The sequence below is a fragment of the Rhodococcus sp. HNM0569 genome (genome assembly GCF_012726205.1).
GTDB lineage: Bacteria > Actinomycetota > Actinomycetes > Mycobacteriales > Mycobacteriaceae > Rhodococcus_F.
Genome location: NZ_JAASAE010000001.1, coordinates 420,617 through 434,501, shown reverse-complemented (window position 1 = coordinate 434,501; position 13,885 = coordinate 420,617). Strand labels below are relative to the sequence as shown.

General features: G+C 70.4%; 12 protein-coding genes. All 12 read left to right on the top strand.

Annotated elements, in window-relative coordinates; genetic code table 11:
- Nucleotides 1-66 precede the first annotated feature (66 nt).
- The 12 genes from HCA44_RS02030 to HCA44_RS01975 all read left to right on the top strand — a co-directional run bounded on the left by HCA44_RS02030 (nucleotide 67) and on the right by HCA44_RS01975 (nucleotide 13,847).
- A complete protein-coding gene (locus tag HCA44_RS02030; protein ID WP_169646833.1) occupies nucleotides 67-816 on the top strand; it encodes a DivIVA domain-containing protein in 750 nt (249 codons plus the stop codon).
- 148 nt (nucleotides 817-964) lie between these two features.
- On the top strand, nucleotides 965-1,579 hold the full coding sequence (locus HCA44_RS02025; protein ID WP_240945223.1) for a DUF177 domain-containing protein: 615 nt from the start codon (nucleotides 965-967) through the stop codon (nucleotides 1,577-1,579).
- 2 nt (nucleotides 1,580-1,581) lie between these two features.
- Nucleotides 1,582-1,764 carry a 50S ribosomal protein L32 gene (rpmF, locus tag HCA44_RS02020; protein WP_169646831.1) on the top strand — a complete coding sequence of 61 codons (183 nt, stop codon included), beginning with the start codon at nucleotides 1,582-1,584 and terminating at the stop codon, nucleotides 1,762-1,764.
- Nucleotides 1,765-1,775: 11 nt separating this feature from the next.
- Nucleotides 1,776-2,525, top strand: a complete 750-nt coding sequence (gene rnc, locus HCA44_RS02015) for a ribonuclease III (RefSeq protein WP_346764523.1) — start codon at nucleotides 1,776-1,778, stop codon at nucleotides 2,523-2,525.
- A gap of 7 nt (nucleotides 2,526-2,532) precedes the next feature.
- Entirely contained in the window at nucleotides 2,533-3,417 is an 885-nt protein-coding gene (gene mutM / locus HCA44_RS02010; protein WP_169646829.1) for a bifunctional DNA-formamidopyrimidine glycosylase/DNA-(apurinic or apyrimidinic site) lyase, read from the top strand.
- A 60-nt stretch (nucleotides 3,418-3,477) separates the two neighbouring features.
- Nucleotides 3,478-3,912 (top strand): OsmC family protein, encoded by a 435-nt coding sequence (locus tag HCA44_RS02005; RefSeq protein WP_169646828.1) that lies wholly within the window; start codon nucleotides 3,478-3,480, stop codon nucleotides 3,910-3,912.
- Complete coding sequence (locus HCA44_RS02000; RefSeq protein ID WP_169646827.1) at nucleotides 3,909-4,190, top strand: acylphosphatase; 282 nt, start codon at nucleotides 3,909-3,911, stop codon at nucleotides 4,188-4,190. Before HCA44_RS02005 ends, HCA44_RS02000 begins: the two co-directional genes overlap by 4 nt.
- Nucleotides 4,191-4,212: 22 nt before the next feature.
- Nucleotides 4,213-7,812 (top strand): chromosome segregation protein SMC, encoded by a 3,600-nt coding sequence (smc, locus tag HCA44_RS01995; protein ID WP_169646826.1) that lies wholly within the window; start codon nucleotides 4,213-4,215, stop codon nucleotides 7,810-7,812.
- A gap of 37 nt (nucleotides 7,813-7,849) precedes the next feature.
- On the top strand, nucleotides 7,850-9,346 hold the full coding sequence (gene ftsY / locus HCA44_RS01990; RefSeq protein ID WP_169646825.1) for a signal recognition particle-docking protein FtsY: 1,497 nt from the start codon (nucleotides 7,850-7,852) through the stop codon (nucleotides 9,344-9,346).
- Between the two features lie 207 nt (nucleotides 9,347-9,553).
- A complete protein-coding gene (locus HCA44_RS01985; protein ID WP_346764522.1) occupies nucleotides 9,554-10,858 on the top strand; it encodes an ammonium transporter in 1,305 nt (434 codons plus the stop codon).
- A gap of 96 nt (nucleotides 10,859-10,954) precedes the next feature.
- Nucleotides 10,955-11,293 (top strand): P-II family nitrogen regulator, encoded by a 339-nt coding sequence (locus HCA44_RS01980; protein WP_169646824.1) that lies wholly within the window; start codon nucleotides 10,955-10,957, stop codon nucleotides 11,291-11,293.
- Entirely contained in the window at nucleotides 11,283-13,847 is a 2,565-nt protein-coding gene (locus HCA44_RS01975; RefSeq protein WP_169646823.1) for a [protein-PII] uridylyltransferase, read from the top strand. The genes HCA44_RS01980 and HCA44_RS01975 overlap by 11 nt, the downstream gene beginning before the upstream one ends.
- Nucleotides 13,848-13,885: the final 38 nt, after the last annotated feature.

Sequence of the window (13,885 nt, the reverse complement as noted above, 5' to 3'; positions counted from 1 at the left end):
AACGACATGCGACGACGGCCGGGGCACGTCCCGTGCGCGGCCCTCGTCCGAGGATTGGGGTTTGCCGTGTACCGCGTATTCGAAGCTCTCGACGAGCTCGTGGCGATCGTCGAGGAAGCGCGTGGCGTGCCGATGACCGCGAGCTGCGTCGTCCCGCGCGGCGACGTCCTCGAACTCCTCGACGACGTGCGTGACGCCATTCCGGGTGAACTCGACGACGCACAGGACGTGCTCGACCACCGCGACAAGCTCGTCGGCGACGCGCGGGCGACCGCCGAGAGCACGCTGTCGTCCGCCTCGACGGAGGCCCGGGACCTCGTCGACACCGCGCGTGAGGACGCCGACCGCCTCCTTGCCGACGCCAAGGCGCAAGCCGACCGCATGGTCGCGGAGGCGCGTGCCCACGCCGAGGAGCTCGAGGCCGACGCACAGGAGGAGGCCGAAAGCACCGTCGCCGACGCTCGCCGCGAGTACGACACCGTCACGTCGCGTGCGCGCGACGACGCCGACCGGATGATCGAGTCCGGCAAGGCCGCGTACGACCGCTCCGTCGCCGAGGGTGTGGCCGAACGCGAGCGGCTCGTGTCGCAGACGGAGGTCGTGCAGTCGGCGCACGCCGAGTCCGCGCGTGTGATCGATGCCGCGCACGCCGAGTCGGATCGCCTGCGCTCGGAATGCGACCTGTACGTCGACTCGAAGCTCGCCGAGTTCGAGGAGTTCCTCGACACCACGGTTCGCTCGGTCGGGCGTGGCCGTCAGCAGTTGCGCACCGGGGCGGGCGTACCCGACTACGGCCGCGCCGACCGTCGGCACTAGCCGGCAGGTGTGTGACGGCGCGCGCAACCGTTTGAGGGCGTGTGCGCCCGTGGCGTATCGTGGGGTGGTTGCCCTCATGGGCACGGTTCCTGCACCTGTTCCGCCCTTCGGCTGGGCAGGCGTCCAACCCCGATCGAAAGCGAGCCCGTTGAGCACCCATCGCAGTCGGCGTCCCGAGACGGCCGCCGGTTTCGTACTGGACACGTCCGAACTGGGACGGCGTCCGGGATCGATGCGCGCCGAGCACCGCGTGGTGCCGTCGCCGCGCCGGATCGGTGCCGAGATGGTCGCGATCGACGAGGGGGCCGACATCGACCTCGACCTCCGGCTCGAAGCCGTGTCGGAAGGTGTGCTCGTCACCGGCACCGTCGAGGCCGACACGACGGGGGAGTGCTCGCGATGCCTCGAGCCGTTCGAGGGGAACGTGAGTCTCCCGGTCACCGAGCTGTTCGCCTACCGCGACAGCGAGACGGAAGCCACCACCGAGGAGGGCGAGGTGTACCTCGTCGAGGACGACACGATCGACCTCGAACCGGTGATCGTGGACGCCGTCGGGCTGGCACTTCCGTTCCAGCCGCTGTGTTCCGAGGACTGCCTCGGACTGTGCCCCGAGTGCGGTGTTCGCCTGGCGATTGCCGAACCCGGGCACGGGCATGACATACTGGATCCTCGCTGGGCTGGTCTCGCGGCCAAGTTCGGCCTGGATGCCGCCGCCGGCTCCGATGCCGGCGACAAGAACGATTCGAATCCCGAGGAGAAGTAGAAGTGGCTGTCCCGAAGCGCAGAATGTCGCGGTCCAACACCCGGTCGCGTCGCAGCCAGTGGAAGACCACTGCGCCCACCCTCGTCACGTGCCCCAACCGTGGCTGCGGTGAGAAGAAGCTCCCGCACGTCGCGTGCCCGGCATGCGGTACCTACAAGGGTCGCCAGGTCACCGCAGCGGTCTGAGTTCGACCATCGTGACCGACACCAGCAGCAATTCGCCCGGCAGCGGCGAGGAGGACCACGCGTCGCTCCTCGCCGCTCTCGGCGTTCCCCTCGATCGTGAGCTGCTCGTGTTGGCACTCACCCACCGCTCGTACGCGTACGAGCACGGCGGCCTGCCCACCAACGAGCGCCTCGAGTTCCTCGGCGACTCGGTGCTCGGCCTCACCATCACCGAAAAGCTCTACCTGTCGCATCCCGACAAGCCCGAGGGCGAACTCGCCAAGATCCGCGCGAGCATCGTCAACATGCACGCGCTCGCCGAGGTGGCACGCACGCTCGGTGCGGGTGGGCTCGGCGCGCATCTGCTGCTCGGCAAGGGCGAGGAGATGACGGGTGGTCGCGACAAGGCGAGCATCCTCGCCGACGGCATGGAATCCCTCCTCGGCGCCGTCCACCTCCAGCACGGCATCGACACCGCGCGCGAGGTCGTCATGCGGCTGTTCAGCGATCTGCTGCAGCGCGGCCCGCGCCTCGGCGCCGGCCTCGACTGGAAGACGAGCCTGCAGGAACTCACCGCCGAACGGTCGCTGGGGGTCCCGGTGTACGAGATCACCGCGACCGGCCCGGATCACGACAAGGAGTTCACCGCCACGGTCCTCGTGGGCGGCGAACCGCTCGGCATCGGCATCGGCCGCACCAAGAAGGAAGCCGAGCAGAAGGCCGCCAGCACCGCGTGGAACGCGCTGTCGGGCGGCGAGGCCGGCGTTCCGGACAGCGCATAGGCGCACATTGCCCGAACTTCCCGAGGTCGAGGTCGTCCGGCGCGGTCTCGAACGGCACGTCCTCGGTGCCACCGTCACCGGCATCGACGTCCTGCATCCGCGTGCCGTCCGCCGTCACGTCCCCGGTGCCCACGATCTCGCGGCGCAGGTCGTCGGCCAGCGCGTCGCAGCAGCCGATCGCCGCGGCAAGTACCTGTGGCTCGTGCTCGAGCCCGCGCACCTCGCGCTCGTCGTCCACCTCGGGATGAGCGGCCAGATGCTGGTGCAGCCCGCAGCCGCGCCCGACGAGAAGCATCTGCGGATCCGCGCCCGGCTGGACGGAGCACACCTGGCCCCGGGCACCGAACTGCGCTTCGTCGACCAGCGCACGTTCGGCGGCTGGGCGCTCGCGCCCCTCGTCGACGTCGACGGCACCGCGCTGCCCGACTCGGTCGCGCACATCGCGCGGGACCCGATGGATCCGCGCTTCGACGCCGAGGCCGTCGTCGAGGTGTTGCGGCGCAAGCACACCGAGATCAAACGCGCACTGCTCGACCAGACGGTCGTCTCGGGGATCGGCAACATCTACGCCGACGAAGCGCTGTGGCGGGCGAAGGTCCACGGCAACCGGCTTACCGACACGCTCACCCGTCCCGTGCTGCGGAGAGTGCTCGCGGCGGCCCACGACGTCATGCAGGAAGCCCTCGGGCAAGGGGGCACCAGCTTCGATGCGTTGTACGTCGACGTCAACGGCGAGTCCGGGTATTTCGAGCGCTCGCTGAACGCCTATGGGCGCGAAGGCGAGCCGTGCCCGCGATGTGGCGCCCCGATCCGGCGTCAGCAGTTCATGAATCGCTCGTCGTTCAGCTGTCCGAAGTGTCAGCCCGCGCCGAGGTCGACGCGCACGCGGTGATCGAACGCCCACTACGGCACGACCTGCGGGCCTGTACCGCCGCGGTGGCACAATTGCGGCATGACTGAAAGTTCTCCCGCTCCCGGCACGTCGCTGTGGGTCGAGCGCACCGGCACGCGCCTCTACACCGGGCGCAGCTCGCGCGGCGCCGAGGTGCGCATCGGGTCCGAATCCGTCGACGGCGTGTTCACGCCCGGCGAGCTGCTCAAGATCGCCCTCGCCGCGTGCACCGGCATGAGCAGCGATTTCGCGCTGTCGCGCAGGCTCGGCGACAACTACGACGCGACCGTCCGTGTCTCCGGCGCGGCGGACCGCGACAACGAGGTCTACCCCCATCTCGAGGAGGTGCTCGAGCTCGATCTCAGCGAACTCGACGCCGACGCCCAGGAGCGGCTCGTCGCCCTCGTCGAGCGTTCGGTCGACAAGGTGTGCACCGTGGGACGCACGTTGAAGGCCGGGACGAAGGTGTCGCTCACGGTCGAGCGCGAGTCGTGAGCGAGCCGCGCGAGCGGCTCACCGCGTGGGTGCACGGCCACGTGCAGGGCGTCGGTTTCCGGTGGTGGACGCGCGCCCGCGCCCTCGAGCTGGGACTCGTGGGTTACGCGTCGAACCAGCGGGATCGTCGTGTCCTCGTCGTCGCGGAGGGCCCGCCCACCGCGCTCGACGCATTGCTCGCGCACCTGCGCTCGGGGGAGACTCCCGGGCGGGTCGAACTGGTGGTCGACAGCCGCGACGCGCCACGCGGGGATCTGAGCGGGTTCGTCGAGCGGTGACGCGACGGTAAGGTTTGTCGTCATGCACCTCAAGAGTCTGACGCTCAAGGGCTTCAAGTCCTTCGCGTCCGCGACGACTCTCCGGTTCGAGCCCGGCATCACGTGCGTCGTCGGCCCCAACGGGTCGGGCAAGTCGAATGTCGTCGACGCGCTCACGTGGGTCATGGGCGAGCAGGGCGCGAAGGCGCTGCGCGGCGGCAAGATGGAGGACGTCATCTTCGCCGGCACCGCGGGCCGGCCGCCGCTCGGCCGCGCTGAGGTCACCCTCACGATCGACAACTCCGACGGCGCGCTCCCGATCGACTACGCCGAGGTGTCCGTCACCCGCCGGATGTTCCGCGACGGCGCGGGCGAATACGAGATCAACGGCAGCACGTGCCGGCTGATGGACGTCCAGGAACTGCTCAGTGACTCGGGTATCGGCCGCGAGATGCACGTGATCGTCGGCCAAGGGCGCCTGTCGGCGATTCTCGAGTCGCGGCCCGAGGATCGCCGCGCCTTCGTCGAGGAAGCTGCGGGCGTGCTCAAACACCGCAAACGCAAGGAAAAGGCGGTGCGCAAGCTCGACTCGATGCAGGCGAACCTCGCCCGCCTCACCGACCTCACCTCCGAGCTGCGTCGCCAGCTCAAGCCGCTCGGCAGGCAGGCGGAAGTCGCCCGGCGCGCGCAGACAGTGCAGGCCGATCTGCGCGACGCGCGTCTGCGGCTCGCCGCAGACGACGTCGTCACCAAGCGCGCCGAACTCGAAGCGCAGATCCGCGACGAGAAAGCCGCGCGCGAGCGCTACGACGTCGTCGCCGCCGCGGTCGACGCCGCGAACCTCGAGCTCGGCAGGCACGAACAGGAACTCGCACGGCTCGAACCCGGTGCGGAGTCCGCGGCACAGACCTGGTTCCGGCTGTCGGCACTCGCCGAACGCGTCGACGCGACGGTCCGCATCGCGTCCGAACGCGCGCGTCATCTCGACGCCGAGCCCGAACGGCCGCGTGGCGAGGATCCGGACCAGATGGAGGCGCGCGCCGAACGACTCGCGCACGAGGAACTCGAACTCGCCGAGGGCGTCGAGATCGCGCGCGCGACTCTCGACGCAGCGCGCGAACAGCTGGCCGCGAACGAAGAGGCGGCCGCCGAGGCCGAACGGGCCCACATGGCCGCCGTGCGCGCGGTCGCCGACCGGCGGGAAGGCGTGGCGCGCTTGTCCGGTCAGGTCGACACCCTTCGGGCGCGCATCGACTCGATCGACACCGAGGTCGCCAGGCTCGAGGCCGCCGTCGAGGACGCCCGCACGCGTGGTGAACATGCGCAACGCGAGTTCGAGGAGGTGCAGGGCAGCATCGGCGAACTCGACGCGGGCGAGCTGGGTCTCGACTCGCACCACGAGCGTGCGGCCGCAGCGCTCGAACACGCCGTCGTGCGTGTCGCGGAACTCGAGCGGGACGAGAAGGCGGCGGGCCAGGAGGTCGCGTCGCTGCGTGCCCGGATCGAAGCACTCGCGTTGACGCTCGACCGCCGCGACGCGGTGGGCTGGCTGCTCGAACACCGTGCGGGAGCGGGGATCACGGGCACATTCGCCGACCGCATCCGGGTCGACGAGGGCTACGAGGCCGCGGTCACGGCGGCGCTCGGCCCGGCAGCGGAGGCGGTGGTGGGGGAGTCGCTCGATTCCGCCCGCGCCGCGGTCGACGCGCTCGTCGAGGTCGACGGCGGGCGCGCCGCGATCGTGCATCCCGCGCCGGGCGATGTCGCGCCGATCCGTGTCCCGGAGGGGGCCCGCGCGGTGCTCGACGTCGTCGAGGCTGCTGCCGAACTGCGTCCCGCACTGTCCGCACTGCTCGGCGGCATCGTCGTCGTGGAGGACGCCGTCTCCGCCGAGGCCGTCGTGGCTGCCCATCCACATCTGCGTGCCGTCACGCGTGCAGGCGATGTCGTCGGATACGGCTGGCGCACAGGCGGTTCGGGTCGCGCGCCCAGCACGCTCGAGGTGCAGGCGGCTGTCGAGGCGTCGCAGCGTGACCTCGCGCGCGCCGAACGGCGAGCCGAAGAGCTGTCCGCCGCGCTGTCCGGCGCGATCACCGAACGCGATGCGCGACAGGAGAGTGCGGACGAAGCGCTTGCGGCACTCAACGAATCGGACGCCGCGATCTCCGCGGTCTACGAGCAACTCGGCAGGCTCGGTCAGGCCGCGCGCACGGCGAATGCCGAGTCCGAGCGCCTCGTGGCGCAACGCGCACGCGCCGAGGCCAACCGCACCGACACGCTCGCGCAACTGGCCGAGCTCGAGGAGCGGCTCGCGCTCGCGGAGGCCGACTCGGGATCCGGCGACGACACCGGTGGTTCGGATGTGTCGCAGCGCGAACGCGAAGCCGCCGCCGCGGCGGTCACGGAGGTGCGCGCGGTGGAGGTCGAAGCGCGCCTCGCCGTCCGCACCGCGGAAGAGCGTGCCGAGGCGGTGCGCGGCAAGGCCGACGCGCTGCGCCGCGCCGCGAGCGCCGAGCGCGACGCGCGGGCGCGGGCCGAGCGCGCACGCCGTTCCCGCAAGCACGCCGCCGCCGTGGCCGCGGCCGTCGCCGAGGCGGGCACCCACGTCGCCCGACGGCTCGCCGCCGTCGTGGACGAGGCGATGGCGCACCGCGACGCGCTCGCCGCACGACGCACCGAGTGCGTCTCCGCGCTCGATGCGTCGCGGCAGCAGGTGCGCGATCTGACCGGTCAACTCGCCTCGCTCACCGATGCCGTGCACCGCGACGAGATCGCCCGTACGCAGGCCGCCACCCGCATCGAGCAACTCGAGGAGTCCGTCCTCGAGCAGCACGGTCTCGCCGTCGACGATCTCGTCGCCGAGTACGGGCCGGACGTGCCGCTGCCGCCGTCGCAGCTCGAGATCGACGAGTACGAGCAGGCCAAGGAGCGCGGCGAGCAGGTCGTGCGCCCCGCCTCGGTGCCCTACGACCGGGCCACCCAGGAGCGACGTGCCAAGCGGGCCGAGAAGGATCTCGCGGCACTCGGCAAGGTCAACCCGCTCGCACTCGAGGAGTTCGCGGCTCTCGAGGAGCGCTACAACTTCCTGTCGACGCAGCTCGAGGACGTCAAGACAGCCCGCAAGGATCTCCTCGACGTGGTCGCCGAGGTCGATGCGCGCATCCTGCAACTGTTCACCGACGCCTACGAGGACGTCGAGCGCGAGTTCACGCAGGTCTTCGACACGCTGTTCCCGGGCGGCGAGGGCAGGCTCGTGCTCACCGACCCGTCGGACATGCTCACCACCGGTATCGAGGTCGAGGCCCGGCCGCCGGGCAAGAAGGTCAAGCGGCTCTCGCTGCTGTCGGGTGGCGAGAAATCGCTCACCGCGGTCGCGATGCTCGTCGCGATCTTCCGTGCCCGGCCGTCGCCCTTCTACGTCATGGACGAAGTCGAGGCCGCTCTCGACGACACGAACCTGCGCCGGCTCATCAGCCTGTTCGAGCAACTGCGCGAGAAGTCGCAGCTCATCGTCATCACGCACCAGAAGCCGACGATGGAGGTGGCCGACGCGCTGTACGGCGTGAGCATGCGCGGCGACGGCATCACCACCGTCATCTCGCAGCGCCTGCGCGGTCACGACATGGTCGCCGTACCGAACTGATCGGTGCCCGCCCGCCCGCGCCTGAAACAATGGCACGGTGACTACTGGAGCCTGGATTGCACTGGCCGCCGTTCTGGCGGTCGTCGTCGTCGCGCTCGTCGTCGGACTCGTGCTGTACCGGCGGCGTCGCATCTCGTTGACCGCGCCCGAGAAACCGCAGCTCGAGGAGCGTGAGGATCGATCGGGCAGTTATCAGGCCGGTGGCGGCTTCACGTTCAGTCAGGGCACCGCCACCGCGCCCAAGGAGCCGGTCACGCGCGCGCCCGCGCCGCCGACGGTTCCCCCCGTCGTGCCGCCCGCCGAGCCCACCCCGACGCCGGTCGAGCCCGAGCCCGAAGCAGCGGAGCCGGAGACCGCCGAACCCGACGCTGTCGCGCCCGACACGGTGGAGCCCGAGGCCGAGCCGGAAACGGTCGAGCCGGAGACCGCTGAGCCGGAGGCCGCTGAGTCGGAGACCGCTGAGTCGGAGACCGCGGAGCCCGAAACGATCGAGCCCGAAACGGTCACCCCTGAAGCAGAACCCGAGACGGATGCCGCGCCGGAGGCTCCTGCGGCCCCCGCCGCCGAGGCGCCTGCGCCTGCGGCGCCCGCGCCCTCGCCGGTCGAGGAGATCGCACCGACGGCAGGCAGGCTCGAACGGCTGCGCGGCAGGCTGTCGCGCTCGCAGAACGCGGTGGGCAAGAGCCTGCTCGGTCTGCTCGGCGGCGGCGACCTCGACGAGGACTCGTGGGAAGAGGTCGAGGACACTCTGCTGATCGCCGACCTCGGCACCGCGACCACCACGAAGGTCGTCGAACGGTTGCGCCGCGAGATGGCGTCGCGCAGTGTGCGCAGCGAGGCGCAGGCACGCGAACTGTTGCGCGAGGTACTCGTGGACGAACTGCGGCCCGAACTCGACCGGTCGGTGCGGGCACTGCCGCACGACGACCACCCCGCGGTGCTGCTGGTCGTGGGCGTCAACGGCACCGGCAAGACGACCACGACGGGCAAGCTCGCCCGCGTGCTCGTCGCCGACGGGCGACGCGTCGTGCTGGGTGCGGCCGACACCTTCCGCGCTGCCGCTGCGGACCAGTTGCAGACGTGGGCCGAACGAGTCGGTGCCACCGTCGTGCGGGGCAAGGAAGGCGCCGACCCCGCCGCCGTCGCGTTCGACTCGGTGTCGACCGGGATCGACGAGGGTGTCGACGTCGTGCTCGTCGACACGGCAGGCCGGCTGCACACCAAGACGGGACTCATGGACGAGCTCGGCAAGGTCAAGCGCGTCATCGAGAAGAAGGCGTCGGTCGACGACGTGCTGCTCGTCCTCGACGCGACGATCGGCCAGAACGGTCTCGCGCAGGCGCGTGTGTTCGCCGAGGTCGTCGACATCACCGGTGTGGTGTTGACCAAGCTCGACGGAACCGCGAAGGGCGGCATCGTGTTCCAGGTGCAGCACGAGCTCGGTGTGCCGGTCAAGCTCGTGGGGCTCGGCGAGGGCGCGGACGATCTGGCGCCCTTCGAACCCGAGGCGTTCGTCGACGCGCTCCTCGGCTGAGTGTCCCGCGGGTCCGGGGCGTCGAGCGGCGTCCCGGACCCGCGCACAGCCGTCCGCGCGGCGGAAACGGCCTGGTGAAACTCACTCGCAACAATTGCGCCAGGTTCGTTCACACGCGCGAAACAGCACAGTGCCACAGCGGAAACACCGTGAATCCACCCTTCTCCTTGACGACGTGCACACCGGCGCGTGACAAGGAGGAAACTAGTGAGCCCCGACGATCTGTTGGCCAACTCGGGCAACGCGGCGTGGATGCTGATGGCGTCTTCGCTCGTGTTGCTGATGACCCCTGGCCTGGCCTTCTTCTACGGCGGCATGTCCCGCTCGAAGTCCGTGCTGAACATGATGATGATGTCGTTCGGCGCGATGGCCGTGATCGCCGTGATCTACGTGCTGTGGGGCTGGTCGATGTCCTACGGCACCCAGGACATCGGCGGCATCTTCGCGAACCCCTTCGAACTCTTCGGCCTGAAGGACTCGATCGTCGACGACGACGGCAACTTCGTGGCAGGCGCGTTCGGCTACCCAAATGTCATCGACATCGCGTTCCAGACCACCTTCGCGATCATCACGACCGCGCTCATCAGCGGCGCGCTCGCCGAGCGCGTCAAGTTCAGCACCTGGATGATCTTCTCCGGTGTGTGGGTCACCCTCGTGTACTTCCCGCTCGCCCACATGGTGTGGGGCGGCGGCCTGCTGTCGGGCTCCGAGGACGGGCTCGCAGCGAAGATGTTCGGCACCACCGACGACGGCGAAGGTGGACTCACGGCCGCCGTCGAACCGATCGACTTCGCGGGCGGCACCGTCGTCCACATCAATGCCGGCATGGCGGCGTTCGTGCTCGCTCTCGTGGTCGGCAAGCGTCTCGGCTTCGGCAAGACGGCGTTCCGCCCGCACAACCTGCCGTTCGTGATGCTCGGTGCGGCGCTGCTGTGGTTCGGCTGGTTCGGCTTCAATGCGGGCTCGGCGTTCGCGGCCGACGGCAGTGCAGGCCTCGCGTGGGTCAACACCACCACCGCGACGGCCGCCGCGATTCTGGGCTGGCTGCTCACGGAACGTATCCGGGACGGTCACGCCACGAGCCTCGGTGCCGCGTCCGGCGCCGTCGCGGGCCTGGTGGCGATCACGCCCGCCGCGGGTGCACTCAACCCTGTCGGGTCGATCTTCCTCGGCGTGATCGCAGGCATCCTGTCGGCGCTCGCGGTCGGACTGAAGTTCCGCTTCGGGTACGACGACTCGCTCGACGTCGTCGGCGTGCACCTCGTGGCAGGCCTGTGGGGCACGGTCGGCATCGGTTTCTTCGCCACCGAGACCGGCCTGTTCTACGGCGGCGACTACAAGCAACTGGTGGTCCAGATCGTGATCGCGATCGCGGCGCTCCTGTTCACCGCGATTCTCACCGCGATCATCGCGTTCGCTCTCAAGCCGCTCGGCTGGCGCGTGTCCAAGGAGGCGGAGAGCCGCGGGATCGACGAATCGGAACACGCCGAAACGGCGTACGACCTCGCGTGAGTCGTTTCCGCCTGCAGGGTTCGTGGAGAATGAGCCTCGAGCCACTGATCCTCAACCGGTATCGATCGATCCGATAGCTCTGGAAGGACACGGAAAATGAAGCTGGTCACGGCAATCGTCAAGCCGTTCACGCTCGAAGACGTCAAGTCAGGCCTCGAACAGGCGGACGTGCTGGGGATGACCGTCAGTGAGGTCCAGGGGTACGGGCGTCAGAAGGGTCACACCGAGGTCTACCGCGGGGCCGAGTACTCCGTCGACTTCGTGCCGAAGGTGCGCGTCGAGGTCGTCGTCGACGACGCGGCGGTCGACAAGGTCGTCGAGGTGATCGTCGACGCGGCCCGGACCGGAAAGATCGGCGACGGCAAGGTGTGGGTGTCGCCGATCGAGTCGGTCGTCCGGGTCCGTACCGGGGAACGCGGCGCGGATGCCCTCTGACGAAGGACACACCGAGTCCGGTCGCACGAGTTCCGCAGCGCGAGCGTCCGGCACGCCCGGCCCCGGTCCGGTGGCACACGCCGCCGGGCCGGGGCCGGGCCCGTCCGGTGGCGGCGCCGCGGCAGACCTCGCGCGGGCACGGACCCAGTTGCTCGACGGCGGAGCGAAGGGCTCACGCAGGCTCGACGCGCCTGCCCTGCGGCACGCGCTCGTCGATCTGCACGAGTTCTGGCTGACGACGAAGGCGAACGAGCTCGGCATCAAGCCGGATTGCGGGTTCGCGTTGGTCGCCGTGGGTGGGCTCGGCAGACGCGAGCTGCTGCCGTACTCGGATCTCGATCTCGTGCTGCTGCACGACGACATGGACGTCGCCGTCGTGTCCGAACTCGCCGACCGACTGTGGTACCCGCTGTGGGACGCACACATCAAGCTCGACCACAGCGTCCGCAGCATCGCGCAGGCACTGCAGGTCGCCGCGTCCGACGTCCCGGCGTCGCTCGGGATGCTCGAGGCCCGGCACATCGCGGGCGACGTCGAACTGACCAACCTGCTGATCAGCGGCGTGCAGCGGCAGTGGCGCACCGACATCCGGTACCGGTTCGACGACCTCATCGAACAGACCGAGGCCCGCTGGGCGCGGAGCGGCGAGATCGCGCACCGTGCCGAGCCGGATCTCAAGAGCGGTCGCGGCGGTCTCCGCGACATCCAGTTGCTCGGCGCCCTGTCCATCGCGCAGCTCACCGACAGCGCGCCGGGCCTCGGTCCCGACACCCCGGGCGGCGGCCTCGCGTTCGCACATCGGCGGTTGCTCGACGTGCGCACCGAACTGCATCGCGTCGCCGGCCGTGCACGCGACCAGCTGCGCGCACAGGACGCCGACGAGATCGGCGCCGCCCTGCGCATCGGCGACCGATTCGATCTCGCCCGCACGCTCAGCGATTCGGCGCGCACCGTCAGCTATTCGGTCGAGGTCGGCATCCGGACGGCGGCGAACGCGATCCCGCGCCGTGGCCTGGCACGCTTGCGTCGTGCGCCGGTGCGCCGCCCGCTCGACGAGGGCGTCGTCGAACACGCGGGCGAGGTCGTCCTCGCCCGCGACGCACGCCCGAAGAAGGACCCCGCACTCGTCACCCGCGTCGCCGCGGTGTCGGCACAGACGTCGCTGCCCATCTCGGCATCCACCCTCGGCCGGCTCGCCGACAACGCTCCCGAACTGCGTGAACCGTGGCCGAAGGATGCGCTCGACGAGCTGCTGGTGCTCCTCGGATCGGGTCATCGCGCGGTGTCCGTCGTCGAGGCGCTCGACCGCACGGGGCTGTGGGGCAGGCTGCTCCCCGAATGGGGCGCCATCCGCGATCTGCCGCCCCGAGACGCCGTGCACACGTGGACGGTCGACCGCCATCTCGTCGAGACCGCCGCGTACGCGAGTGCGTTCACCACCCGGGTGTCGCGGCCCGACCTGCTCGTCCTCGGGGCGCTGCTGCACGACATCGGCAAGGGTCGCGGCGGCGACCACAGTGTGGTCGGTGCCGAACTCGCGACCCACATCGGCAGGCGGATGGGCCTGTGGCCGTCCGACGTCGACGTGCTGGCGGCGATGGTGCGCCACCATCTACTGCTTCCGGAAACCGCGACACGGCGCGATCTCGACGACCCGGCCACGGTCCAACGTGTCGTCGACGCCGTCGGCGGCGATTCGACGCTGCTCGAATTGCTGCACGCACTCGCCGAGGCCGACTCGCTCGCCACCGGCCCCGGAGTGTGGGGCGACTGGAAATCGACTCTCATCGGCGAACTCGTCCGCCGCTGCCGCATGGTGATGGCAGGCGAACCGCTACCCGAACCGGCGCTCGTCGCGGACGAACACCGCGAGCTCGCCGAACGCGGCGGGGTGCACGTGACGCTCGTGCCTGCCGACAGCCCGCACACCTGGAGGGTCACGATGATCGCGCCCGACGGGCCCGGCCTGTTGTCCCGCGAAGCGGGCGTCCTCGCGATGCACGGGCTGCGCGTGCTGTCGGCGTCGCTCGCGGCGTACGCGGGCTCGGCCGTCGACACCTTCGTGGTGTCGCCGCGCTTCGGCACACCACCGCAGGCCGGTCTGCTGCGGCAGGAACTCGTCCGCGCGAACGGCGGCGATCTCGACGTCGCGGCGGCTCTCGACGCGCGCGAGAGCGAGGTGCGCGAGAGCGAGGTGCGCGAGAGCCGTGCGGTGCAGGTCGGCGAGGATCGCGTCGACGCGGTGCCCGTGCTGTACGCGACCGCGCCGCCGCGCGTGTTGTGGTGGGAGACCGACGCCCCCGACGAGGTGATCCTCGAGCTGCGCGCGGAGGATCGCGTCGGCCTGCTCTCGAGACTCGCGAGCGCGCTCGAGAGCGTCGGCGCCGACATCCGGTGGGCGCGTGTCACCACGCGCGGCGCGTCGGTCGTCGACGCGTTCTGCCTCGACCTCGGGTCGGGGGATTCGCGCGCCACCCGGGAACAGGTCGAGAACGCGGTGCTGGCCGTCGTGCCGCGCCCGGCCCCGGCGAAGCAGGCCGACACCGCCGACTGACGTCGCGCCGGACTCGACACGGAGAGCGGCGCCGTGGA